This is a genomic window from Microcoleus sp. Pol11C2 (assembly GCF_036701505.1).
In the GTDB taxonomy this organism is placed as follows: Bacteria; Cyanobacteriota; Cyanobacteriia; order Cyanobacteriales; family Microcoleaceae; genus Microcoleus.
Genome location: NZ_JAUBQX010000047.1, coordinates 1 through 24565, shown reverse-complemented (window position 1 = coordinate 24565; position 24565 = coordinate 1). Strand labels below are relative to the sequence as shown.

Genomic DNA, 24565 nt, shown 5'->3' with positions numbered 1-24565 from the left:
CCCAGCTCAGCTAATATGCCCTGTATTTTTGTGTGCTTAGAAATATTAGCGTCAGAAGTCTCTTCATTTGTGTGCTTAGAAATATTAGCGTCAGAAGTCTCTCCCTATGTAAAATTTAACTTTAGCTGAGTCCCACTGGTGTTTGTTGCTCTCGGTTCAGAGATGGTTAATTCTAGATTTACATTGGTGAGGTAAGCTTCTGTAAAATTCGCCTGGTTTATATATGCTCTTTCAAGATTTGCATCTGTGAGATCCGCTGCTATGAGGTGTGCCCTTTGGAGATTCGCGGATTGAAGATTGGCTTCTGTTAAATCAGCACCGCTTAAATCAGCACCACATAACCTAGCACTACTCAAATCAGCACTACTCAAATCAGCGCCAGATAAATCAGTGTCCGAGAAATCAGCACGACATAAGTTAGCACCGCTTAAATTAGCGCCACACAAGCTAGCACCACTCAAATAAGTGAGAGACAAATCAGCGCCCGACAAATCAGTATTCGACAAATTAGCATCACATAAATTAGCACCTCTCAAGTAAGCACCAGACATACAGCACTTCCGGGTGTTATGAGGTACAATAAGAATAGATTAAAAAAATACACCAATGAAAGCATATTCAGTAGATTTGCGGACAAAAATAGTAGCAGCCCATCAAGATCAGAAGCTGTCGATCAGAAAAACAGCAGCGATATTTTCCGTCAGTAAAAGCTTAGTTCAGAAACTGGTCAAGCAACAAAAAATAGAGGGAAATTTACAGCCGAAACCCAGGGGGAAACCGAGATACAGTCATTTGAATAATTCCACAGCTTCTTTGAGAGAAATAGTGGCAGCACATCCCGATGCAACCTTACTAGAATTGTGTGAGTTATTTGCCCAGAAGACGGGAAATTGGGTGGGTAGAACAGCTATGTGTAACGCCTTACAAAAGTTGGGATTAAATCGTAAAAAAAAACAGTGAGAAGTAGCCAAGGCGGCACTGAAAGAGTCATGAAATTAAGGTTAGAGTATTGGGAAAAAGTCAAGCATATCGACCCCAAAAATCTAGTATTTTTAGATGAGACTGGAGTATTGCTAGGTTTAACCAGAACTCATGCACGTTCCCAACGAGGAACGAGAGCCTATGCAGTCAAACCTTTTTATCGAGGAAAGAAAGTCACAGTAATTGGTGCAATTAGTTTCCAGCGAGTAGTGGCATTAATGACCATAGACAACTCGATGGATAGCCAAGCATTTGAGGTGTTTATCGAGAAATGCTTAGTGCCACAATTGTGGTCGGGAGCAGTAGTAGTGATGGATAACTTACCAGCGCATAAAGTAGATTCAATTAAGCCCATGATTGAAGAGGTAGGTGCTTCTATCTTGTGTTTGTCCCCATACTCTCCTGATTTTAATCCAATTGAATTATGGTGGTCGCAACTCAAATCTTTATTGATCCAGTTTTCACCAACCACCACTAAAAAGGTTGACACCATAATTGCTGTGGCTCTTGACTTAATTAATCCGAAACATCTTAAAAACTGGTTTACTAATTGCTGCTACTGTACCTCATAACATCCGGAAGTGCTGTATCAGTGTCGCACAAATCAGCACCGCTTAAATTAGCACCACTCAAATCAGTCTTCCACAAATTAGCACAAGTAAAATTAGCACAAGTAAAATTAGCACCACTCAAATCGGTATTGCTTAAATTAGCACCGCTTAAATTAGCACAAGTAAAATTAGCACCACTCAAATCGGTATCGCTTAAGTAAATACCTGAGAAATCCCTTTTGCCTGTTTGGTAATGATTTAAAAGTTCCTGAGTATACATATCGTGAGTGAGCCTCTACAACCAAATCAAAAATTATCAATATTAACTTAACGTCGGCAGACTTCCAGCACCGATCGCACTAAGTTCTTACAGTTTAGCACTTGTACGATGCGTCAGGGAAAATAAATCTCCAATTTGAGAATAGGACTTGCGAGGAGGCAGTGTTATCGAACCTTTAGCTAACGAGACCGAGCTTCAATAGCAAAATTAGCCATTTTAACCAGTTTAATCACAAGCTTAGATGTAGGGTGCATCAAATTGAGAGTAATTTTAGATGAAAGAATAATTTTACTTATGACACACCCTACATCTTACAAATGCGATGACCCTACCTTCTCACTGGCTGAAATCCCTGCACAAAACTCACCCAGCGTGGTACTTTATCACCTGTAATATCTAGGATGGGAATGTTGAAACTTCTGACAGCAGGGCGACCGACTTCACCAGCCGAAAAAGTCACATTCGTAGGTTCCGACTTACCTAAACCATAGGCACTAGCTATTTGATTAGCAAGTCGGCAGGTTATTACAAAACTTCCCATATTAATCCTGCCACCTCCAGCCTCGTAATTCCAAGTAATACCGGGTGTTAAATTTTCTTGTTGACACATAAAGTGGGTGACTTCAAACATTTTGGCAATGTGAACGTCATATCGCCTTAAGCGTCCTCCATACGCCGATGCTGTGGTATCGCTTTCTGGTACTACAATCGATCCAAATCCTTCGTCAAAACCAAGATCCATCGGGAGTGCTGTGGAACTTGTGAGCGGTTGACTCGCTTGAGGTTGTACGCGAGTCGGTGACATCTGTATTGGTTTGACAAATTGACTATTAGCGCGAATAAAACAACCTTGCGCCGCACCAGCAGCGTAGCTTTTTCCTACAAAAAGCCAAGGTAAACCCCTGGTATCCCGGAAAGTAACACCAGCATTACCAGGAAAGCTTTCAAAACTTTGTCCCTGTTTTAAAACACCAACTACAGACCAATTAAAAACATCAAATGGAGTGCGGTTGTCAACACGCATAAATTCTTCAAAAGAAGAATTCATGCGACAATTTAACCCCTTTGGGTCTGAGTCTACTACTTCCCAATAAGTATGATAAGTTCTTCCTATATAATCCCCTTGATTATTAGGACTTGGTAGAGGTGCAGTAGATCCCAGTTTAGCTGTTCCTAATACCAGCAGAGTTGCAAGAGTAATGGTTTTTAATTCTTTTAACATGGGTATCACTTTTTAAACACTAAATTTAGTGGCAATCAAATTGCGATCGCACTTCTTCAACAATCTAGCTCCCCCCTCATAGGATGAAAAGCCGATTCACCCCCATATAGCCCTTAATATTAAGCACACTCTCAATTAGACCTTCAACACAAAGTTCTCGATATTCTGAATCATTCATTAATCTATCAGCATTGCCAACCGTAATCACAGGAGGTGAATTGGTTGAAAAGCCTGCACAAAAGTCATCCAGCGCGGAACTTTATTACCTGTAATATCTAAAATTGGGAGAGAATGACTCCTCGATATTGGCCGCCCAGCCTCGCCCTGAGAATATTCGATCGCACTACGCTCTGGTTTTCCTAAACCATAAGTATTAGCAATATCGCTAGCCAACTGACAGTTTATTCTGACTTGCCCCATGTCAATTTTACCATTTCCGGCGCGGTAATACCAAGTTCTAGCGCCAGCGTTGGGTATCTCCTGACAGTCCGAATATGTCACCTCAAACATCTTGGCGATATGCACGTCATAGAGGCGCAACTGACCTCCATACGCAGATTTTGTCGTATTGGTTTCTGACACCGTAAGGGTATAAGTTCCTCCGCTCAAGTTCAAGATAATCTTCAAGGGAAATACTCAAGACTCGTCAAAAGTCGGCGGCCTGGCGGGCCAAATTAAAGTAATTAACAGACCGGCAGTTAGCGGCACTCACCAAACGTTTAAAGAACAAGTGCTCGGAGGTGGCGAGTTTGGCAGGGCGTCAAATATTACCACGCTCGATCGAGATGCGACAACTCCCCTGCTGCAAGCTTTAGGCAAGAACAGCATTGGTTATGCCACATTTGCTCAAATAGTCAATCAGAAAGCGGTGCGCGTTGTTCCAGTCAACAGTGCGACGCCGGATGCGCGTAACTATCCTTACAAGCGGCAGTTGTACTACGCCTACAAAAATCCTCCTAGCCAAGCAGTTAAGGATTTCTTGGGCTATGCAACTTCTTCGGAAGGACAGAAAGCTATGCTGGCCGGAAATTGAGCCTTTGCAAACCTCCGACATTCAGTGAAATAGTCCACCAGACAGAAGTCTGGTGCTACACAAGCTTGCGTCCGCGCAGGCGGACTTCTTCTTTAACCCACGTAGGTGGGTTTTGTTTGTCTAGACGCGGTTTCCAACCGCCCGCAACCCTACAAACCTCAAAATACTATTCATTTGTCATTGCTGAACTGATAGGCTAATATTCGATGTAATTTAAAACTTAAGGTTTTTCTGTGAGCAAAAGTCGCGAACCAGTCGAAAGTTTACTTCTCTACTATTTATTCAAATGGTCAATTGTCAGCCCGATGCTGCACCTTTACTTTCGAGGCCGCATCTACGGTGCAGAAAATGTTCCGACAGATGGGCCTGTGGTAGTAGTCAGCAATCACGCCAGCGATTTTGACCCGCCGATTTTGTCGAATTGCATGAGGCGGCCTGTCGCATTTATGGCAAAGGAAGAGTTATTTAAAGTTCCTATTTTGAAGCAGGCAATTACGCTTTACGGTGCTTATCCAGTGAAGCGGGAAAGTGCCGATCGCAGTGCTATTCGCTCGGCGATCAATTCTTTGGAAAATGGCTGGGCGACGGGTGTGTTTTTGCAGGGAACTCGCACCCCAGACGGCAGAATTACTGAACCGAAATTAGGTGCTGCGCTGATAGCTGCTAAGGCTAAAGCGCCGCTGTTACCTGTTAGTTTGTGGGGAACTCACGCGATTTCGTCGAAAGGTTCGGCAGTGCCGCGTCCGGTGCCGCTGACGGTGCGAATTGGCAAGCTAATTGAAGCGCCCGGTTCCTCGGATCGCGAGGAGTTGCAAGCGCTGACTCAAAGATGTGCGATCGAGATTAATGCCATGCACGATTTGGGTCGCTGATTTTATAACTTTTGTTGCTGTTTTTCAGGTTATATCTACAGATAGATGAATGCTGAAGATAAACATCGAAAAATATCAATATAAGTGATTGAAAACAAGCGCAATAATTAGGCTTGAATTTGAGTTTAATTGGACAGGAGATAAGAAGAAAGATATGGTAACAAGCAATCAAAGCCGCGCGTTGGGATTGTTTTCTAACCGCGAAGATGCGGAGCAAGCTCTGACAGAATTGAAATCTTCCGGGTTTCCAATGGATAAAGTTTCGGTTGTTGCTAGGGATGCAGGCGAGTCTGTAGGCGAGACTGAAACGATCGCTCAGGTGGGCGATAAAAATCTAGACACAGGAGCAGGAGTGGTAGCAGACACTCTGACAAATAGTGCTTTAGCCACCGTGCTAGTGGGTCTCGGAAGTTTAGCTATTCCCGGAATCGGGCCGATAATTGCAGCCGGTACTTTGGGCGCCTCACTGGTGGCTAGCGTAGCAAGCACTGGCGTCGCGGCTGTGGCTTTCGGTGGAGTGGTGAAGGCCTTGACTGACTTGGGAATTCCCGAAGAAACAGCTAGAACTTACACGGATCGCCTGCGGGCGGGAGATTATTTGGTGGTAGTAGATGGCACTGAGGATGATATTAGTCGGGCTCAAGGGGTTTTCAGCAGTCGGGGCATTCAAAATTGGGGCGTTTTTTAAATAGGAATTGTGCACCAAACTCTATCTGTAGGGCAATGCACACCTCACCATTGGTGATAACAATCAGCTCAAATTTAGTACCCGACTTTGGTGTGAAAATTAGCACATCGATCCCCCCTCACTAAAAAAGGGGGGGACCGGAAACAATCTTTCGTTTGCCGGGAAGGGGATTGAGATTCGGCTAAAACCGCGCTCTAGACGCGGTTTTAGTCTGAAGTGGACATTCATTCATTGCCCACGCGCTCCCTACAGGTAAATTATTGATTTTTATCGCTCATCTTTTGATGCTGAGGCGGTGACATAAGCGACAGCTAAAGGCGAAATTTTTTCTGTAACTGCTGCGATAACTTGACGATCAAACTCAGTCCACACTCTGGGGCGATCGAACATACAAGGTTGCAAAACCCCCCACAATAAGCCGTTAGCACAAAGGTGAGCGTGAATCAAAGCTCGATGTCCGAACTCTTTTGCCTCAAAATTTTTGTTGACAACTTCAGGATTTGCTGTTTCAACATCCTCAACAAAAATCGAAGGTTCAGTTCGTAAAGCTGCTGCAAACAAAGGGTCTTCTTCCCCTAAAGATTCTGGTTCTTTTTTCCATTCTGCGTCCCAAACCTCTGGAATGTTCGAGTTGTGACGCCAGCAGTAAGGTACTCTGCCCATTTGCGTTTCAGGATTGCGGAGGTAGAGAAAGACGCGATCGCAATTTAATACCTCGCCTAAAGCCGGCACCAAAGCCGAAAAAACAGCATCCGGCGTTTTGGTGTTACTCAAAATTTTATCCAGAACTTGCGGCAGAATTTGGTCGGTCATTAACTTTAGCTTTTGAAGTTCATCTACTAATTTTAAACTACTCGTTCTCTTCTGTTACCAGAAAGAATTGGTTTAAAGCCCCAAGCATAAGCGGGGGAAATTAAAAGAAGACTATTCATTACTCCAATCCTCTTCCTTCCAGTTAGAGATCGCTATAAAGCGGTCAACTGTCAACTGTCAACTGAAGCATTTATCATCAGCATCTTCCCGGTTCCTTAAATAGTTATAGAAAACAAGTTTTAAAACCTGAGCCAATGGCAAAAAATTAACACTTGCTCAATGCTTTCCTGGGTTTATTCAATTCGGGCTTGGCTGAAGTCAGCACCCGTATAACCGGTTGTCAGCCAAAGAATAGCCCTAGCGCCGTCGCGAACAGCTTTTTGCACCGGTTCGGGGGTTCGCCCAGACGGAACTGCCACAGGCTTAAAGGTAATGCCTCGACTTCCGAGTACGATTTCGCCGATAATCTGAGCTCGCCGCATATGATCGTCAGAAGTGATCAGATACACGCTCTCAATCCCTTGAGCTTTCAATTCATCTACCAGGGTGGTAAAATTTGTTACCGTGTCCACCGCTCTGTAGTCTAAGTGCAGGCGATCGGACTCAATTCCCGCTTCTGAAAATACCCATTCCGCGAACTCCGGATTGCTCCCAGACGACACCCAAATCGGCAATTCAGGATGAGCCCGAGCAAATTTGGCGGCAAACACCTCTCGCTCCGTAGCCCCACCTAGAACTAACAAAGCTTGGGGTCTCTGAAATTCGCTCTTAACCTGCTGATAGCCAAACCAGCACGCCGTCAAAAGCCCTACTAGGAACCAAAAACTGCGTGAAGTGTTCAAACGCTTGTAACGCTGAGTGTTTGAGTTGATTCTTAACCACATCTAAACCTATAAAAATTTTATGTAACTCACAAAGGAACCATAACAAAAAATACCGCACGTATAGCCCACTAACAGGAATTAAAAATTAAAATTTAAAAAAGGGTCGGGGGATCATAGATTTTAGATTTTAGATTTTAGATTTTAGATTTTAGATTGACTCTACGCTTGTGGTGGGGCTTAAACAGGTGATTTTAGATTTGAGATTTTAGATTTCAGATGGATTCTATAGAGGTTCTGCGTAAGTCCTCATCTTCAAGCAAGTATTCGTCTGTGGGCGCATTAGTTAGCGGATATGCAAAAAAGAGGGGCAAAACTTAGGCTTACCCCTCCTGCTGTTACTTTTTCTTGATTTTTAACGGGACTGGCCGGGTTCGAACCGGCGACCTAGCGCTTCAGATTTGTGTGAGTTTCCCCACTCTCTGGACTATACCTTCACCATAGGCTTGCAGCCTTTAGGTGGTGACCGTCTAGTCTCTAAACCTTCCTGATTTCAATATAGGCAATCCTTTAATCGCCATGAACTCAGGCTTGGCTTGGTATTGCCTTAGAGTCATAGGAACCCATGAACTCTTTAGGTTTCACCAAATTTGACCACATTCACTCCCAGAGTTTCCTCGCAGGGTGCCCGATTCTTCAGGAGGCGCTTGCTCTATCCATCTGAGCCACAGCCCCAGTTGCTAAACCGTTTTGATTATAGCAGTTAATGTCGATTTTGATTTGTTTATTCAGGATGATTACCGATCGCCAGTTGCGAGTTTCGCAGCGATGCGGGCAAAGTTTTCTGCTGCGGTGAGTTTACCAGCACCGTAACAGGCGCGCTGCCTCCATGCGGTGACGGGGAGATGTCCGGGGGGAGCATCTTCGTTGAATGAGAGTTCGCTGTAATATTTCCAATTTTCCTTGACTCGCCAGCCGACTCGATCGCAAAATTCAGTATAATTTGCCTCGGTACTTTCCCAAATCTGCTGCTGCACGCTCAACCCGAACCGCCCGCTGCTGTATTGTTGCCAAAGTTGGTCGATCGTGCGAAGGTCTGTAGGAGGAAAACTGTTAATATCGGCTGCACTCAGCCAGCCTTCGTCTTCCCTGACAGCGATTTTCAGCAAGATTTCCCAAGTGTGTTCATCAGCTTTGCGCCATTTTCCGGTTTCTAATAGCTTTGTCAGTTGGCGGTAGTCCATCCCCACTTCGGAAATAGCCGGAGTTGAGTCAGGTATTGCGCCGATTTTGTCTTCCAGTCGCAGTAGAGTGCTGACAATCAATTCGGGGTTTAGTTGTTCGAGGCGGTACAGAACCCATTCTAACTGAGATTGAATGTATGTGCGGGCGATCGCACCTTCCTGAAATTCGCTCTGCAACTGATCAAATTTAGCTGACCAATTTTGTTGGTTGCGAGCCAATTCCCACATTTGTTTGGCCCACTGCAATCTAACTTGTTCTTTTTTTAAATAAGTTTTGGAAGGCTTAGCACGTTGCGGGTAGGGAGTCAAATCCCAGCCGCAAATCGAGCAAAACTCTGCTTTTTCTTCTATGTATTCAGCACCGCACACTGGACAGTTAGACATATTGCCATAAATTCGGTTGCCAAGTAATTATATGACATCGCGTAAATTAACCCTAATTCTATTAGGTACGCACTTTGCACCCTACCATGAGAGTTTTTCTGTACTTATGTGGGCATTTAGCACCCGAAAGTTAGAGTTATTTATACCGCTCTAACAAGGCAAGCGAATAGTAAACAAACTGCCTTTGCCCAAATCTGATTTTACCTCGATCGTCCCGCGGTGAGCTTCGACAATTTGCCGACAGAGGTGTAGTCCCAAACCTGTAGCGGATCTCTTGTGAGTTCCCGAACCAAACCTTTCAAATAACTTTGCTTTTTCGGTGGGAGAAATACCGGCACCAGTGTCTTTTATTTCTATTATCACCCATGCCAGCGGTTGGTTTTTGAAGCTCGTATAAGCAGGTGAATTGGCAGCTTTTAAGCTGACATCTATTGAGCCGTTGTCGGTGAATTTAATCGCATTTCCGATGAGATTTGTCAGCAAGCGGTGGAGTTCCAGACGATCGCCGGGATACTTCGCAATCGGTGCACTTTCTGCACTTTCTGTCAAGTCTAAATTTACCGACAAACCTTTAGCATCCGCTAGGGGAGCTAGTTCTTCAGCTACCTCAGTAATAAGCTGGCGCAAGTCCACTGCAGCGAAACTTAGGGATTTGGCGCCTGCTTCGTAGCGGTAGACCTCCAGCAGCATATTTACGAGCGCGATCAGGTTTTTGTTGCTGCGAACCATCGTCCCGAAAGCGTCACGCATGGGAAGGGAAATTTCTCCCAAAGCTCCCTGCTGCATTAAAGTTAGCATTCGATCGGCTGCTACGAGGGGCGTCCGCAAGTCGTGAGCGAGTCGGGAGACAAAATCTTCGCGCTGGAGGGCGATCGAATTGCGCTCGTCTACGCTGTGTTTAAGCCGCAGGAGCGATCGTACCCTCGCCAGCAGTTCATCCATTTCGACTGGTTTGCGGATAAAATCATCTGCTCCCATGTCCAATCCCTGCACTACGCTCGCACTGTCGTGAGCCGTGATCAGCAAAATCGGGATAAAAGGCAATTCCTTATTTTGTCGGATTCGTTTAGTAACTTCGTAACCGTCCATTCCCGGCATCATCACGTCTAGCAGTACCAAATCCGGGGCTGACTTGTCAATTTGACTCAAGGCAGAAAAGCCGTTTTCGGCCGTACTAATTTCGTAACCTTCTTCTTCTAGGATTGTCTGAACCAACAAAACATTATCTGGTGCGTCGTCTACCACCAGAATCCGATCGGCTTTTGTGGCATTCGGAACAGATAAATAACTCATTTAATTGCTAACCGGGAAATAAATACTAAACTTTAATATGGCATCCGATTTATGTTTTCACATTTTTACAGTTCTTAACTCTGTCATAAGGAAGATCTCACGACTTTATCAAATCTTTTTACTTTTGAGCACTCGGATGTAATATACTTTACTACTTGGTTGTCATCGTATGCACGCCGTCCCAATCCTCGGGCGGGGGTACTACCAAATAGCTCAGGGATCGGTCGAGGTGAACTTCCACAGGTCGATCGCTGGGTCGCATTGCTAAAGCCGCTTCAAAATAACTAATAGCTTTCTGAAAGTTTCTAGCAATATAAGCATCCCTACCGTTACTGTAAAGTTCTAAAAACCGAAGGGTTTCCCCATCAATTGGTTCAGAACTATTTTGCAGCAACTCGTAAATACCCACTGGCTGATTTTGGCCCTTAACCCGCACCTTGTCTAACTCTCGCACCCAAATCCCTTCGCGGCACAAACTGTATGTAAATTCGCTCAAAATTATATCGCAACCGTACTCCTTCGTAAGCTGTTCCAATCGCGAACTCAAATTCACCGCATCCCCGATTACCGTGTAATCCATCCGCTTCTGGGAACCAATATTTCCCGAAACCACCTCTCCGGAACTAATCCCAATTCCGAAGCGAAACGGAACTTCGCCGGGGCGAGAATCATTAAACTCTTTCAAACGCCGGCGCATATCTAAAGCCGACTGAACCGCCATCCAACCGTGAATTTCCGGGGGATTCAGCGGCAGGGGCGCGCCGAACACCGCCATTAAAGCATCGCCGATAAACTTGTCTAAAGTGCCTTCGTAGTGGAAAACGGCTTCCACCATCGTCTCAAAATATTCGTTTAGCAGGGATACCACCTGGGACGCTCCCAGATTTTCCGTCAGCGTGGTGTAGCCGCGAATGTCGGAAAATAAAATAGTCACTTCTTTGCGTTCGCCCACCATCATGGCGCCTTCACCTAAAGCCATCACTTTATCGACGACTCCAGGAGTCAGGTAGCGGTACATCGTATTTTTCATCCGCTTTTCGCGGCTGATGTCTTCGAGTACCACTAAACCGCCGCGCACGCCGCCTTCTGGATTGATCAGCGGGTTGACAGTCAAATTCAAACTGCGTTCAATTAGTTTAATTCTAGAGGCGGGAATGGGCAGCGGACAATAAGGGTGATAGAGGGCAGAATTTCGCAGCGCAAAGAGAGATTGAGCATTAGCTAATTCTGCCAGCGCTACTTCCTCTGTCCACGCGCGGTTTTCGCCCCAAGCGTAATAGAAATTAGGATCGGCGCGATCGGGCACGGCCAAAATATAACTTTCTTCTTCTTCTTTTTGTTGGGAATTTAACGTTTTTTCTACCAACAGTCCCACAGTTAAACTTTGTTCGGGAACGTAATGTCTGGCAGCATTTCTGAGACTGTCTTCTAGTCGAAATTGCAAATTGTCGATCGGCACAACTTCCCAAACATAGCGATTCACAAGTTTATCTTCCCAAATCTGGGGATTTGGTTTGCTTTTAGCTTGATTTACCGGACAGCCCAACAATTCTAGGGCTGCTTCGTTAATCGTCACAACTCGCCCCTTCAAATCCGTGGAAATCACTGCATCAGAAAGACTTTGCAGCATATCTTTCTGATACTGCTTTTCCACCATCACGTTCTGAAACAGTTGAGAATTTTGCAACGCCATTCCCGCTTGGGAATTAAACGCTCGCAAAAACTCTTCGTCAGAAGGGGTGAAAGTACCTTGGTTCTTATTAATAAGCTGAGTTACCCCGATCAGCTCACCTTTAGCGTTATGCACCGGCATACACAAGACAGTCCGAGTGCGGTATCCCGTTTGCTGGTCTGTAGAGGGGTCAAAGCGGGGATCGTCGTAAGCATCTGTAATGTTTAGAGGTTGACCGGTCGAAGCCACGTAGCCAGCAATTCCCTTATTAGCAGGAATGCGGAGATCTACCATCGTTTTGCCGTCGGCCTTGGCGACTTTTGTCCAAAGTTCGTTGGTTTCCCGATTTAACAAAAATAGCGTGCTGCGATCGGCTTGCATCAAGTCGCGAGCTTGATCCATGACAGAACGCAAAGTTGTTTCCAAGTCAAGACTTTGACCCAAAGTCGTGGTGGCTCTCAAAAGTGCGGCAACCCCTCGCTGGTTGCGGGCCACGACGTAGAAAGACTGACAGCTTTCGAGAATAATCCCGATCGAATCTGCAAAAGCCTGGAACTGCTGTTCGTCCTCCTCGTTAAAGGGGGCATCGCCAGCTTTATTTAACAGTCTGACCACCGCTACGGGTTCGTGTTGGCTCTTGCTGCTAAAAATCGGCATACAGAGGATGGTCTCGATCTGGTAGCCCGGTGGCTCGTCTACTTCGGTATTAAAATACTCGTGCGATCGAGCTTCGGCGACATTGATCGATTTTCCGGTTGTTGCTACGTAGCCTAAAATGCCTGCATCCATAGGCAAGCGCACTTCTACATCCTCGCCCGTAAGTGGATCGACTGTTTTGTGCCACAGTTGATTTTTGTTGGAGTCAACCAAAAAAATTGTTGTCCGGTCTGCTTGCAAAATTTGACCAATTTTGACAGTGAAGGCATCTAAAAGTTGCTCTAAGAGACTTTCGAGTGCTTCATTGTTAATCAGGTCCATCGCCCGGATAAACTGCTGAAATTCAGCCGTGATAAAGTCCAGCAGGCACACTAATTCAGGAACTGGCAGGCTCTTAACACGGGAGGTCAATGCCCCCATAAAATTGACTTGAGTCAGTGTAGCCAGAACGCTACCAGTATTGGAGAAGGTCATGATTAACTGCTTGCTCAGAAGGGTAAACTGACTGCTGGTTGAGCCGCGCTAGATTCGGCGGCAGTGCACACTCTTGAATTTGTTTGCAAGCGCGTCGGCACTCGCTTGCCGTTTTAATGAATCCTGAGTTCAAAAGTGGCGCACGCAACTTCAGTTTGCTTGTTATGTATGCTCGATCTTTTTTACAACCTCGATGATACTGATGAGGGTTCGTCCATTCAAGCTGAACTTGAGTTCGCAAAACTGCTAGCCTGAAAATTAGGTGACAGGCTTTAGTTCGATCGAGAGTGCAGTGTGGATTTGACGCTCTGTGCTCTGCCAGCGCGCGGTGTGACTGTTTTAGCGCACTCGGCGACCGTATCCGGTCAGGTAAAGGGCGCTATGAAAGCAGCGCGCAAGGCATTCCTACAGAGCTTACTCATAGTTTAATGGTAAACGCAACAGCAGGATAGCGACGGTAATTTATGCAGCAAAAAAGTTGGATCGATCTTTGAGGACATCCCTCCTCGCTACCAAATGACGATCAAACAGCGAAGCTAAGCTGGCGGTGATGTTTAAAGGTGCACAGATCCTGAAATTTAGGCCGCTCTGGGCACAGACTCGGCAAATACCACCGATTGATAGTAGCGCTGCAGTTGTGCGGTGGCGGCGGCCCAACCCCAGCGTTCGGCTTCTCGGCGAGCGTTTTGGCGCAGGGTTTCCCGTTCTTCGGGATTGGCAAACAGACGCTTGGTGGCAGCCAGAGATCCTTCTTCGTCGGCGGGGTCAAATAAATATCCGTTAACACCGTCGGTGACGATATCGGGAATTCCGCCGCTGCGCGCCGCCACTACAGGCGTCCCCGCAGCCATTGCTTCTAGGAGCACTAAGCCCAGGGTTTCGGTGCGGGATGGAAAAATGAAGGCGTCGGCCGATGCGTAAGCTGTTGCGAGTTCTTGCCCCTTGAGGTAGCCAACAAAATTGGTGGGTGTACCGGCAAAATATTGTTCAAGGGTTTGCCGATGCGGGCCGTCTCCCACTAAGGCGAGGCGGGAATCGGGAATCGCTGCGAGGACTGGTTTGATGCGTTCGATTTCTTTTTCTGCACCGAGGCGGCCGACGTACAGCAGCAGGGGACTGTCTGGGTTATTTTGAGAAAGGCGCGATCGCATTTCTCGACTTGCCAATTCCGGGACAAACATTTCAGTATCTACGCCCCGCTGCCACAAATCTACCCGATCGATGCCGTGGTTTCTGAGTTCTTCCACCATTGCTGTAGAAGTACACAGATTCAATTCTGCTTGGTTGTGCGCTCCTTTGAGTAGTTCCCACAATAAAGGTTCGAGGACTCCGAAACCGTAGTGGTGCAAGTATTTGGGCAAATGCGTGTGATAAGAAGCCAAAATCGGAATGTTGAACTTTTTCCCGTAATATATACCGCCCAATCCCAAAATAGCGGGATTGACAACGTGAATAATATCCGGTTTAAACTGCTCTAATTGCCGACCGACCGCCGGAGAAGGAAGTGCCATTTTTAATTCCGGGTACATCGGCAAAGGCAAACCCTCCACACCGTAAACTCGGGCGCCTTTGTACTCTTTAATCCCGTAATCTGGAGAAAATATCAGAACTTGTTCGCCCGCGCGCTGCAAGTGATCTACAGTGTGAATCAGGCGCGTCACAATGCCGTCTATTTTCGGCAGAAATGTTTCAGTGAAAAGAGCAATTTTCATAAAAATAAGTTACTTAGGGAGCCGATAATCATAGCCAGGGGTCAAGGTCATCGGTAACAGGATACACTGTGTCGCGGGGAGCTAAGTCATGGCGTGCGATCGGCTGCTTTTCTACACTTCTTCTTTCTGTTGCACGACGGCTAATTTCGAGCGAGAGGTTTTTGGGATAAAATGCCAATTCCCTGAATGCCAATTGATACAATTATCCCACCTAAAAGCCTTCCCACACTTTCGGTCAAGCAATTAATTCTGTGAATTTCCTCTGCTGTTCCAGCAATTTATCTTGCTTTTTAAGTGGCAGATAAGCCTTCGCTAACTCGCCACTAATTTAGATCACTTGGCGTTACAGCAGCTCATTCCGCTATTAAATAATAAGCACAAACTGCCCTCGCTGACAATCCCGGCAGAACCACCAAAAGCAACAGAACGAGAATTTGACTTTGTGCGGCTTTATTCCCCAAAAGCCGGCACAAAAAACCTTATGCCATTTTGCAATTAAGCGCAGAGGACGCATAGGACACAAAACAAAAGATCAAAAAGATAGATATGAAAAAATTAATCTACAACGAAATCCCTTCTGAACTTGCAAACATTTCTCTTCTCTTCCCTTCTTTTCTCTTACTTCGCGCCCTAGCGCTTACGCGCCGCTTCGCTAACGCGCCTTCGCGGTTCGTTAAAAAATCTCTTACCCCGCAGGTAGATACCAGAACTTACTTCCAAGAAACCTTCGGCAAAATCTGGTTTTTATCGACACGGTGCTGATATTTTGTAGCAAAATTCAGCAAAGAATCGAGCAGGGAATCTGAGAGATAGTGCGGTTGCAAACCGAGGTCTAGCAAATTGGTGTTTTTGGCATTGAAATAATGTTCTTCTTTCTCGACTCTGGGATTTTCGATGTTGTTGATTTCTACTTTTAATCCCATTGCCATGCCTGCTTTTTGCACCAAGGAGGCTAAGTCGCCGACGCTGAATTGTTCGGTGAATTGGTTGAAGACGCGGAATTGTCCGGCTTCGGCGGGGTTGGCGATCGCCAATTCCACGCACCGCACGGTATCCCGAATGTCTAAGAAGCTGCGGGTTTGTCCGCCAGTGCCGTAAACCGTCAAAGGATGACCGATCGCAGCTTGGATGCAAAATCTGTTCAACGCTGTACCGAATACTCCGTCGTAGTCCAAACGGTTGATCAACAGTTCGTCCATGCCGGTTTCATCTGTGAGCACGCCGTAGACTACGCCCTGATTTAAGTCGGTGGCTCTTAAACCCCAGATTTTACAAGCAAAATGGATGTTGTGGGAGTCGTGGACTTTTGACAGGTGGTAGAAGCTGCCTGGTTGTTTGGGATAGGGTAGTGTATCCTTGCGCCCGTTGTGTTCGATCGTAATGTAGCCTTCTTCAATGTCAATATTCGGCGTGCCGTATTCGCCCATTGTCCCCAATTTCACTAGGTGACAGTCGGGGAAGTCTTCGCGGATGGCGTACAGCAGGTTGAGTGTCCCGACGACGTTATTGACTTGAGTGAGGACTGCGTGTTCGCGATCGATCATCGAGAAAGGTGCCGAACGCTGTTCGCCGAAATGGACGATCGCCTCTGGTGCAAATTTTCTCATGCTTTTGCTGAGAAAATCGTAGTTGGTGATGTCACCGACGAACAAGTCGATCGACTTGCCCGTTAAATCTTGCCATCGCTGGAGTCGTTGCTGAATCGGTGCGATGGGAGTGAGGGTGTCGCTGCACAGTTCCAGATCCCAGTGCCGCCGCACGAAGCTGTCGAGGATGCCAACTTCGTAACCTTTGTTAGAAAGGTAGAGTGCGGTTGCCCAACCGCAATAGCCATCGCCACCAATAACCAGGACTTTCATAAATCAACGGTGAATCTTGCTTGCCAATACTGGGTTAATGTACCAGGTATTGGTGCATTCTGAACCTTTAATAAAGCCTGTTCGCCTAGGAAGGAGTCTGTTTTTTTAGATTAAACCTGAATTTCGTCGGCGAAACTTGCCCGGCGGGTGAATTCAAAGGGGCCGGCCTGGGCTCCCCAGACGTGGGCGTCGGTTTCTGGGTCACGTCCCCGATCGTGGCTAATAAATTTGTCTTGGTCAATCTCGAATTCACTGTCTAGATAGGTTTTTTTGCCCTTTCTGACCACCATGCAGCCTTTTCCGGGTTCGACAGACCCTTTGAAGCTGTTGCCCGTCCACTGCGTAATAAAGGTGCAGCCGGGAAGGAGTGTCAGTTGTGCTTTTTTGATTTCTTGCAGCCGTTGCGGGTCGCGGGAAGCGCCGTAGAATTGTTCTTCGTTTTCTATGGCATAATTTTCGATGTCGATGCGATCGCCCACCGGGACTAATTTCAAAACTCGGACTCGGTACGGTACATTCAGTTCAATATCGTAGGCTTGTTCTAGATACAAGCTGAGCCCATCCAGAACTTCGATCGGCAAAGGCCTCATGCAAACGCGGATGTGGGCGAAGAATGGCGGGTTTTCAAAGGCTTGGGCTTGGTTGCTGAAATCGGCTGCCATCCAGCGGGCGAGGGTGACGATATCTGTGGAATGAGTCATTTCGATTTTAGATTTGGGATTTTAGATTTTAGATTGAGGGTCTGGTAAAAGTTATTTTAGGGTATCTAATGCGCGATCGCGCGCTACATCCCGGACTTCTGCGAAGTCGAGGATCTGGGTATTCTGTTTTTTTATTCGGGCAAACTTAAATTGCAGGGCGATCGGCTATAAATAGTTACAGAAAAGCATCGCAGAATTACCATGAAACTAGAACCTGTTGAATCTAGCAGGCTCCAATCTGCTGGTTATGACGAGGAAAGCTACACCCTCGAAGTTGTTTTTAATAGTGGCAAAACCTATCGATACTTAGTTCCCAAGACTGTCTAGTTGGAACTGATGGAATCTGATTCCAAAGGTAGTTATAAGCTATCTGACATTATTGATTGTTTCCCCTCTGAACAAGTAAAGAAACGGCGACGATAAGTACGGCCTTAATCTCCGCTTGGGATACTTCTGATTTTCATCTTTAGATAAGTGGGGAATCGAGCGATTTTAGATTTTAGTTAGAGTTTAGATTTTAGATTGAAGCATTAACCAAATTACTTTCGATAAAATATCAAATTAATCAATTCTAGCCGCCTAAAGTTAGATTACTCCAAGCATTTGCGCCGTCAATCTACAGATAAACCTAGAGATTTGGGGCGCAAATACTTTGTCCAACTGATACTTTTTCCAGAGATTAAATCCTCTGGTTGAGACATCTAAATTAGCAAATTAGATGAGTTTGACAGCCCGCAGACCAAACATCAGCACTGTCGCCAAGCCGACCATTCCGCCGAAAAGCCCGAAATAAGTTATTGCTCCGCTAAGAGTCATTGCAATTTCTCCAAAACAATCAATAAAAAGACATATAAGAACTATAATCTAAAATCTAATATCTAAATTAGATAAATATGCAATCCATAATTAAAGTTGACTTGGGGCCACAATCTTACAATGTTTGCGTGCGATCGGGCGGTTTAGACGAACTCGGCAGTATGATGGGCGATCTAAGTTTGGGCAAAAAAGTTCTGCTGGTGTCGAATCAGTCGATTTTTCGGCAGTACGGCGAAAGAGCAACAGCAGCCCTCGAATCGGCCGGTCTGGAAGTCAGTAGCTGCATTTTACCACCGGGAGAACAGTACAAAACTTTAAATTCGGTGCAGAAAATTTACGGGGCGGCTTTGGCAAACCGTTTAGAACGTTCCTCGACAATGGTGGCTTTGGGCGGCGGGGTTGTGGGCGATATGACGGGTTTTGCTGCGGCGACTTGGCTGCGGGGAATTAATGTCGTGCAGGTTCCGACTTCGCTGCTGGCGATGGTTGATGCTTCTATTGGTGGCAAAACGGGGGTAAATCATCCTTTAGGAAAGAATTTAATCGGGGCTTTTCACCAGCCGCGTTTGGTGTTAATTGACCCGGATGTACTCAAAACTCTGCCGGCGAGGGAGTTTCGTTCGGCGATGGCGGAAGTCATCAAGTACGGGGTGATTTGGGATGCTGAACTTTTCGGGAAGTTGGAGAATTGCAAGCGTTTGGATCAAATGCGCTATGTAAAGGCGGATTTGTTGGCTGAAATTTTGAGTAGGTCTTGCCAAGCTAAGGCTGAGGTGGTTAGCAAAGACGAGAAGGAATCGGGTTTGCGGGCGATTTTGAATTACGGGCACACCATTGGTCATGCTGTGGAAAGTTTGACCAATTACAAGGTGATAAATCACGGGGAAGGAGTGGCAATCGGCATGGCTGCGTCAAGCCGGTTGGCTGTGGAGTTGGGAATGTGGGATGCTGAGTGCGATCGCCGCCAGTCTGCTTTGATTGAAAAAGCGGGTTTACCTGCCAAATTGCCGGCGGGTGTCGATGTTGAGGAAATTTTGCATACTTTGCAACTCGATAAGAAGGTACAGGATGGCAAGGTGCGGTTTGTGCTGCCGGTGCGCTTGGGTGAGGCTGCTGTGAGCGATCGGGTGGATGGGGATTTAATTATACAAGTTTTGAAGGAAATGCTTTAGATTCTCGTTTTTGGGGGTGTTTAACCGTCGCTGAACGCCCATTAACGCCGATCGCCAAAGATGTTTTTTCTTTCAATGGGGGATCGGCGGTTGAAGTTAGGAACCGCTCGACTGCGAATTAATTTCCTCCAAAATTTTATCTACTCTGTTAGCAGCTTGAGTTCTACCTTGCTTGATAAATAACTCCTTAGCTTTTGTCAGGCTGGCTACGGCCTCCGCTTGGTTTTCCTTGTCTCCTTGCTGGTACAAACCGACTCCTAAATTGTTTAAAGCATCGGGATATCGATCGTTAATTTTAACGGCTTGTCTCCACTGAACAATTGCCTCGGGTAACTGCCCCTGACTTGCCATCGCCACGCCTAAATCGTTGTGAGCTTTGGCGTGCTGCGGGTTGACTTCAATTGCTTTTTGGAATAGAACGATCGCATCGCTCATTTTACCTTGCCCCGACAGCATACTTCCCAACTTGTAATAAGCATCCGCTTCTTTGGGATAGCGAGCGATTAGTTGCCGGTACAAAGCTTCGGCATTGACAGCATTTCCTTGACCGTAAAGGTCGTTGGCAGTTCTCAAACCCATCGTGTAGCCTTTACCTACAACTTGGCACTTTTTCTCGGAGTTGCCTTGCTGCTTGCAAATCCTGAGTTCGTCTCCCTTCATCTCGTAGGACAGAACTTCTCGAACCGCAGGGCCTCGGCGCGGTGGCTGCAAGTTCTGCGACTGCAAGTTTTGCGAGAGTTGCAGGGCGATTGGCTCAGCTTGTACCGATTGCGCCGCTGCGACACTGCAGATTCCTGCACCCACCAAAATGCTTGGGGCAATCCACCTCAAAGGTTTGAACCAGCGAAACTCTCGATCGTTTTTCATGTCTTTTGTGGAAACGTGTTGTTGATATGCTGGGTTTCACTAGCGCCGTAAGAGTCGGAGCCGATGGGGCCCACCCGATGAAATAGTTAGTTATTAACAGTCGAGATATTTTAGCACTGTGTGGCCGAGTTTGAGTTAAATTAGAGTAGAATTCCGATCGATTCTCAGTCAACCTTAGCAGGAAAATAGAAATGGGGCAGTCTATTCTTACCATGCTCTTTGCGCTCATCCTCGGCTACGCTGTTAACTCAAGCGTCAAAATAGTCAGCGGTGGCGACGAAGCTTTAGTGGAACGTTTGGGTCAATACAAGCGCACCCTCAAGCCAGGATTCCACTTTATCAGCCCCCTGGTCGAAAAAGTCGTCTGCGTGGACACAAGCCGTGAAAGAGTTTTAGACATTAAACCTCAGTCAGCGATCACGGGAGATAATGTGGCTCTCGAAGTCGATGCCGTTGTGTATTGGCGGGTTGTGAATTTACAGAAAGCTTATTATGGAATAGATCAAATTGAAAATGCGATAGCCAACTTAGTTTTAACGACGTTTCGCGCTGAAATTGGTCGATTGCCAATGCAAGACATCTTGGGTTCCCGAGATGACATGAATAAAAAGTTACTCAAAAAGTTGGACGAAGCTACCGAAACTTGGGGTGTCAAAGTAATTCGGGTGGAAATTCAAAGCATAACACCTCCGAAAAGGGTGCAAGAAGCTATGGAATTGGAGCGCGCCACCAAGAGCGAGTGGCAAGCAATGGTCAATAAGGCGATCGGCACTAAGGAGTATATGAGGCTCTTAGTTGAAGCTTTAGACTCTCATCCGAATAGCAAGCAAGTTTTGAATTACTTAGTAACCGAAAAATACTTAGACGCTCAACAAAAATTGGGCGAAAGCGACAACGCCAAAATTCTGTTTATGGACCCGAGGAGCATGAGCGAAGCTCTGGGCGAGCTGATGGGTTCTATGCCCGATGTGACGCCTCCTTCTGAGGGCAGCCAAATAACAGTTATCGAGACTAACACTTCTCAAGACTGATTCCTGAAGATAGCGTCGGCTACCTGAGAGACATCGCCCATTTCTCTGACATCGTGAACGCGCAAGATATCTGCCGAATTTGCGATCGCACCTGTACAAGCCGCCGCTGTCCCCCAAACTCTTTGTTTCGCTTCTGGCTGATTCAAAATGTGACCGATGAAGCTTTTTCGCGATACTCCGATTAAAATCGGACAGTTTAAAACACGGAATTTTCGCAAATCTCGCAGAATTTCTAAGTTTTGACTGTAAGTCTTGGCGAAGCCAATACCAGGGTCGAGAATTATTTGAGATTTGTCAATCCCCGCAGCCACTGCAGCAGCAATTCGACTCTCGAAAAATTCCCCAATTTCCCCCATTAAATCCTGATAATCTGTCAGTTGTTGCATCGTCTGGGGAGTTCCCCGAATGTGCATTAAAATTATTGGCAGTTTTAACTTAGCAACGGTTGACAGCATTTCTGAGTCAAAAGTAGCTCCCGAAATATCGTTAATTATATCAGCTCCCGCCTCAACCGAAGCTTTCGCAACCTGCGCTCGGGTAGTATCGACCGAAATAGGAACTGAGCCAAAAATCTCGGCTTTTTGCCGGAGTATTTGTACGAGAGGTATAACGCGATCAATCTCCTCTTCTAAAGATATTTCCGCTGCACCAGGCCGAGTAGATTGACCGCCAATATCAATAATATCAACTCCCGATTTTACCATGTTTTCCGCTTGCGCCAAAGCAGATTCTATGGTATAGAAATCTCCGCCGTCGCTAAAACTGTCAGGGGTAACATTTAAAACGCCCATTAAATAAGTGCGTTTTCCCCACTCGAAAACTTTATTTCTAATAATAATTTTTTCTGGGTTATTTGTCATGGCGATCGGGGGATTTGAGATTTGACTGAACGCACGGGTAGCCCGAAACCGGGTTTTTCACGACAATATTTCGTTGCAACCCACAGATTCTGTAAAAAACCCGGTTTCTTTGATTCTTAATGCGTTCAGGACTGTTCAACCAAAACTTAACCAGCTAAAAACAGTGTCAACTGTCAATTCTAATTCGATTTTATCAATGATTGGCAACAGAGCTGCACGTTTATACAGTTCTACTTTTTGTCCTGGAAATACTGCCAAAATACTCTCTTCTTCTGGGTCTAATAACCACCCCAACTCAGTTCCGTGTCGCGAACAGTGGAGTAAGTTACTCAGCACTTTTGTTTGGCTTTGGTTTGGAGAGAGAATTTCTATCGACCAGTCGGGATTAATGTCAAAGCGGTTAGCAATTCTACCCGACGGCAAAAAAGGAATTCTTTCCCATCGGAATACTGCTACATCTGGCACGATTGATGCGCCGCCAAAAGTGCAGCGTAACTCGGGAAAAGCATTGGCAATTTTCCGAGTTTTCGCTACTTGATTGATAGTCTTGCAGAGTTCACCTTGAAGTACGCTGTGTTCACCTTGAGGCAGGGGCTTCTGAATGATTTGTCCCTCAAGAAATTCTGAGGCCGGTCCAGTTTCAGGAAGTTTGAGGAACTCGTCTAAGGCTGGTTTGGGTTTAACGATCGCAGTCATAGGTTAATTCTCCCGATCCGAGAAACACTGAACGGCACATCACAATTGTAGGCGATCGCTGTTTAATTCCCGCCGCCCTTGTTCCAATTACCAATTAACAATTACCAATTAGCAATTACTGATAATTGACAATTCGATCGAAGCTAGCAGCTTCCAAACTGGCCCCGCCTACAAGAACCCCGTCAATCTCAGGCATCGCCATAACTTCATCAATATTCTCCGGTTTAACAGAGCCGCCGTACTGAATTGGCACGTCAGGATTAGTCAATTTACTGCGAATCAAACCAATAACTCGGTTAGCTTCCTTCGTTTCGCAAGTATCGCCAGTGCCGATCGCCCAAATCGGCTCGTAAGCAATTACCAACTTATTTTGGTCAACACCAACCAAATCTTTTTCCAATTGAGAAAAAATGTGAGCTTCAGTTTCGCCTGCATCTCGCTGCTGCTTGGTTTCCCCAACGCACAGAATCGGAATTAAATCGTATTTCTGAGCAGCTTTCAGCCGCAAATTCACCGTTTCGTCAGTTTCCCCAAAATATTGGCGTCGCTCGCTGTGGCCGATAATGACATAACGGACACCAAGTTCACTCAGCATTGGCCCGGAAATTTCCCCAGTAAAAGCTCCCGACTCTTGCCAGTGGACGTTCTGAGCACCGAGTCTGATCCGGCTGCCGTGCAAATTTTTTGAGAGGACAGCCAAGGAAGTGAAGGGAACGCAAAGCACGACTTCCCGTTCCTCTGGGGTTTCTGTCAGGCAGGACATGAATCCTTGAAGAAACTCTAGGGATTCTGCCCTAGTTTTGTACATTTTCCAGTTGCCAGCTATAACTATTTTGCGCACTATTTCTTTAAGTCCTTGTCCTTACAACGCAATTTATAGTCTAAAGCTTTAGCGTACCTTTCGATCCTTCATTGCCCAAACTCGATGCGAGCTTGCTCAACTAAGTCAACGGTGACGACTTCGGTTTCGGCTTCGCGGGCCAACTGCTCGATGCGGACGCGAGCTTGTCCCCGGACAAAATAGGGAATATTTTTCAGCTTCGCCTTGGCTTCTGGCGTCCATTTTAGATCATCGGAAAATTCGGAATCGGGCATGGGGTATTGAGCGATCGACTACAAGCCTTCATGGATCTGGCTTTGATGGAAAGCCTGGATGTCTTAAATTTACCACGAGTTGCGATCGGGCCACACCTTCTCACTCTGCCTTAATTTTGTTGCTTAAAATAGCCGACGCTTCTTGTAAAAGCTGATTCTGCTCTTGTCGAATTGCCTCCAACCTTGTCAAAATATTAGCAATTCGTTCCTGAGACTCCAAACTGTTTGATTCAACTGCCCTCAATTGTAAAACTGAATTATTTTTGTCTTTGGGATTCTTTGAAACCAATGAGTTTACAACTACTCCCCTGAGATTACTTACAGATTTCAACCCGAGACTCAAAACCCCTTGCATTAATTTTAAAGGAATTTGCAGAATAAATAACAATCCTTTTTCCAAAAAGTTACCTAAACCCTGTAATAACCTCTTGATAATCCATATACATAGCACCACCACTACTAAAGATATCCACCACGGGTGACTCATCACCCAGGATACTACAGGGTTTGCATACATCCAATTTTCAACAGTACCAGCGATAGCACTTTGAAGGGCATTGGAAGTGGCATCGCTCATGTTTCCCACCTTAGACAGTGCTACTTCCATAGTAAGTGACCTCTATCAACGTAATTTACTGTTTCCCAGTGATTATAGTATAGCTTCTGTTCTTAATAGTGGGACTTTAGCCAAAAAGTAATTGCTCAACTAGGGGAAAAAAGGGAGCCATGAATAGAGAGGGCTTGTTGAATAGCTTGATAAGCAGTTAAGCC

Annotated in this window: 28 protein-coding genes; 8 read left to right on the top strand and 20 right to left on the bottom strand. The window is 46.0% G+C overall.

Annotation, left to right across the window (positions count from 1 at the left end):
• Positions 1-104: 104 nt before the first annotated feature.
• Positions 105-551 (bottom strand): pentapeptide repeat-containing protein, encoded by a 447-nt coding sequence (locus QUA42_RS21860; RefSeq protein ID WP_333140020.1) that lies wholly within the window; start codon positions 549-551, stop codon positions 105-107.
• 55 nt (positions 552-606) lie between these two features.
• On the opposite strand from QUA42_RS21860, the gene QUA42_RS21855 reads away from it, so the two are divergent.
• Together QUA42_RS21855 and QUA42_RS21850 are read left to right on the top strand one after the other, a co-directional pair.
• Positions 607-960 carry an IS630 transposase-related protein gene (locus QUA42_RS21855; protein ID WP_333047421.1) on the top strand — a complete coding sequence of 118 codons (354 nt, stop codon included), beginning with the start codon at positions 607-609 and terminating at the stop codon, positions 958-960.
• Positions 957-1553, top strand: a complete 597-nt coding sequence (locus QUA42_RS21850) for an IS630 family transposase (protein WP_333140018.1) — start codon at positions 957-959, stop codon at positions 1551-1553. Before QUA42_RS21855 ends, QUA42_RS21850 begins: the two co-directional genes overlap by 4 nt.
• On the opposite strand, the gene QUA42_RS21845 is transcribed toward QUA42_RS21850, so the two are convergent.
• The 3 genes from QUA42_RS21845 to QUA42_RS21835 form a co-directional block, all read right to left on the bottom strand.
• Positions 1528-1812, bottom strand: coding sequence for a pentapeptide repeat-containing protein (locus QUA42_RS21845; protein WP_333140016.1), 285 nt, complete (start codon positions 1810-1812; stop codon positions 1528-1530). The two genes, QUA42_RS21850 and QUA42_RS21845, sit on opposite strands and share 26 nt — an antisense overlap.
• 328 nt (positions 1813-2140) lie before the next feature.
• Positions 2141-3034: a hypothetical protein gene (locus QUA42_RS21840; RefSeq protein WP_333140014.1), complete on the bottom strand. Its 894-nt coding sequence runs from the start codon at positions 3032-3034 to the stop codon at positions 2141-2143.
• A 204-nt stretch (positions 3035-3238) separates the two neighbouring features.
• The gene (locus QUA42_RS21835) at positions 3239-3661 is read right to left on the bottom strand and encodes a hypothetical protein (RefSeq protein ID WP_333140013.1); all 423 of its coding nucleotides are present in this window, start codon (positions 3659-3661) and stop codon (positions 3239-3241) included.
• On the opposite strand from QUA42_RS21835, the gene QUA42_RS21830 reads away from it, so the two are divergent.
• The 3 genes from QUA42_RS21830 (at position 3651) to QUA42_RS21820 (ending at position 5627) form a co-directional block, all read left to right on the top strand.
• Complete coding sequence (locus tag QUA42_RS21830; protein WP_333140043.1) at positions 3651-4067, top strand: substrate-binding domain-containing protein; 417 nt, start codon at positions 3651-3653, stop codon at positions 4065-4067. The two genes, QUA42_RS21835 and QUA42_RS21830, sit on opposite strands and share 11 nt — an antisense overlap.
• A 233-nt stretch (positions 4068-4300) precedes the next feature.
• On the top strand, positions 4301-4939 hold the full coding sequence (locus QUA42_RS21825) for a lysophospholipid acyltransferase family protein (RefSeq protein WP_333140011.1): 639 nt from the start codon (positions 4301-4303) through the stop codon (positions 4937-4939).
• Between the two features lie 154 nt (positions 4940-5093).
• The gene (locus QUA42_RS21820; protein ID WP_333140009.1) at positions 5094-5627 is read left to right on the top strand and encodes a hypothetical protein; all 534 of its coding nucleotides are present in this window, start codon (positions 5094-5096) and stop codon (positions 5625-5627) included.
• A gap of 267 nt (positions 5628-5894) precedes the next feature.
• On the opposite strand, the gene QUA42_RS21815 is transcribed toward QUA42_RS21820, so the two are convergent.
• The 9 genes from QUA42_RS21815 to QUA42_RS21775 all read right to left on the bottom strand — a co-directional run bounded on the left by QUA42_RS21815 (position 5895) and on the right by QUA42_RS21775 (position 17257).
• The gene (locus QUA42_RS21815) at positions 5895-6440 is read right to left on the bottom strand and encodes a GAF domain-containing protein (RefSeq protein ID WP_333140007.1); all 546 of its coding nucleotides are present in this window, start codon (positions 6438-6440) and stop codon (positions 5895-5897) included.
• 293 nt (positions 6441-6733) lie between these two features.
• Positions 6734-7324 carry a YdcF family protein gene (locus QUA42_RS21810; RefSeq protein WP_333140005.1) on the bottom strand — a complete coding sequence of 197 codons (591 nt, stop codon included), beginning with the start codon at positions 7322-7324 and terminating at the stop codon, positions 6734-6736.
• A gap of 734 nt (positions 7325-8058) precedes the next feature.
• Positions 8059-8889: a GUN4 domain-containing protein gene (locus tag QUA42_RS21805; RefSeq protein WP_333140003.1), complete on the bottom strand. Its 831-nt coding sequence runs from the start codon at positions 8887-8889 to the stop codon at positions 8059-8061.
• A 150-nt stretch (positions 8890-9039) separates the two neighbouring features.
• Positions 9040-10182: a hybrid sensor histidine kinase/response regulator gene (locus tag QUA42_RS21800; protein WP_333140002.1), complete on the bottom strand. Its 1143-nt coding sequence runs from the start codon at positions 10180-10182 to the stop codon at positions 9040-9042.
• Positions 10183-10333: 151 nt separating this feature from the next.
• Positions 10334-12985 carry a GAF domain-containing protein gene (locus tag QUA42_RS21795; protein WP_333140000.1) on the bottom strand — a complete coding sequence of 884 codons (2652 nt, stop codon included), beginning with the start codon at positions 12983-12985 and terminating at the stop codon, positions 10334-10336.
• Between the two features lie 578 nt (positions 12986-13563).
• Positions 13564-14697 carry a glycosyltransferase gene (locus QUA42_RS21790; protein ID WP_333139998.1) on the bottom strand — a complete coding sequence of 378 codons (1134 nt, stop codon included), beginning with the start codon at positions 14695-14697 and terminating at the stop codon, positions 13564-13566.
• A 28-nt stretch (positions 14698-14725) separates the two neighbouring features.
• Complete coding sequence (locus tag QUA42_RS21785) at positions 14726-14890, bottom strand: hypothetical protein (protein ID WP_333139996.1); 165 nt, start codon at positions 14888-14890, stop codon at positions 14726-14728.
• 517 nt (positions 14891-15407) lie between these two features.
• Positions 15408-16556: an NAD-dependent epimerase/dehydratase family protein gene (locus tag QUA42_RS21780; protein WP_015175194.1), complete on the bottom strand. Its 1149-nt coding sequence runs from the start codon at positions 16554-16556 to the stop codon at positions 15408-15410.
• Positions 16557-16666: 110 nt separating this feature from the next.
• Positions 16667-17257, bottom strand: coding sequence for a chromophore lyase CpcT/CpeT (locus tag QUA42_RS21775; RefSeq protein ID WP_333139994.1), 591 nt, complete (start codon positions 17255-17257; stop codon positions 16667-16669).
• Between the two features lie 201 nt (positions 17258-17458).
• Between QUA42_RS21775 and QUA42_RS21770 the strand changes: the two genes are divergently transcribed.
• On the top strand, positions 17459-17584 hold the full coding sequence (locus tag QUA42_RS21770; RefSeq protein ID WP_333139992.1) for a KTSC domain-containing protein: 126 nt from the start codon (positions 17459-17461) through the stop codon (positions 17582-17584).
• Positions 17585-17971: 387 nt separating this feature from the next.
• Here QUA42_RS21770 and petL read toward each other — a convergent pair whose 3' ends face one another.
• The gene (petL, locus tag QUA42_RS21765) at positions 17972-18073 is read right to left on the bottom strand and encodes a cytochrome b6-f complex subunit PetL (protein ID WP_190741595.1); all 102 of its coding nucleotides are present in this window, start codon (positions 18071-18073) and stop codon (positions 17972-17974) included.
• A gap of 77 nt (positions 18074-18150) precedes the next feature.
• Here petL and aroB point away from each other — a divergent pair, with 77 nt between their 5' ends.
• Positions 18151-19245: a 3-dehydroquinate synthase gene (aroB, locus tag QUA42_RS21760; RefSeq protein ID WP_333139990.1), complete on the top strand. Its 1095-nt coding sequence runs from the start codon at positions 18151-18153 to the stop codon at positions 19243-19245.
• Between the two features lie 96 nt (positions 19246-19341).
• Here aroB and QUA42_RS21755 read toward each other — a convergent pair whose 3' ends face one another.
• Positions 19342-20112 carry a tetratricopeptide repeat protein gene (locus QUA42_RS21755; RefSeq protein ID WP_333139988.1) on the bottom strand — a complete coding sequence of 257 codons (771 nt, stop codon included), beginning with the start codon at positions 20110-20112 and terminating at the stop codon, positions 19342-19344.
• Between the two features lie 191 nt (positions 20113-20303).
• Here QUA42_RS21755 and QUA42_RS21750 point away from each other — a divergent pair, with 191 nt between their 5' ends.
• Complete coding sequence (locus QUA42_RS21750; protein WP_333139986.1) at positions 20304-21143, top strand: stomatin-like protein; 840 nt, start codon at positions 20304-20306, stop codon at positions 21141-21143.
• Here QUA42_RS21750 and folP read toward each other — a convergent pair.
• From folP to QUA42_RS21725, 5 genes are all read right to left on the bottom strand, one after another.
• Positions 21134-22003 carry a dihydropteroate synthase gene (gene folP, locus QUA42_RS21745; RefSeq protein WP_333139984.1) on the bottom strand — a complete coding sequence of 290 codons (870 nt, stop codon included), beginning with the start codon at positions 22001-22003 and terminating at the stop codon, positions 21134-21136. The two genes, QUA42_RS21750 and folP, sit on opposite strands and share 10 nt — an antisense overlap.
• 135 nt (positions 22004-22138) lie before the next feature.
• Positions 22139-22699: a Uma2 family endonuclease gene (locus QUA42_RS21740; RefSeq protein ID WP_333139982.1), complete on the bottom strand. Its 561-nt coding sequence runs from the start codon at positions 22697-22699 to the stop codon at positions 22139-22141.
• A 115-nt stretch (positions 22700-22814) separates the two neighbouring features.
• Positions 22815-23540: a triose-phosphate isomerase gene (tpiA, locus tag QUA42_RS21735; RefSeq protein WP_445301349.1), complete on the bottom strand. Its 726-nt coding sequence runs from the start codon at positions 23538-23540 to the stop codon at positions 22815-22817.
• 68 nt (positions 23541-23608) lie between these two features.
• Positions 23609-23794, bottom strand: coding sequence for a PCP reductase family protein (locus QUA42_RS21730; RefSeq protein ID WP_006633749.1), 186 nt, complete (start codon positions 23792-23794; stop codon positions 23609-23611).
• Positions 23795-23894: 100 nt separating this feature from the next.
• Positions 23895-24401 (bottom strand): hypothetical protein, encoded by a 507-nt coding sequence (locus QUA42_RS21725; RefSeq protein WP_333139978.1) that lies wholly within the window; start codon positions 24399-24401, stop codon positions 23895-23897.
• Positions 24402-24565: the final 164 nt, after the last annotated feature.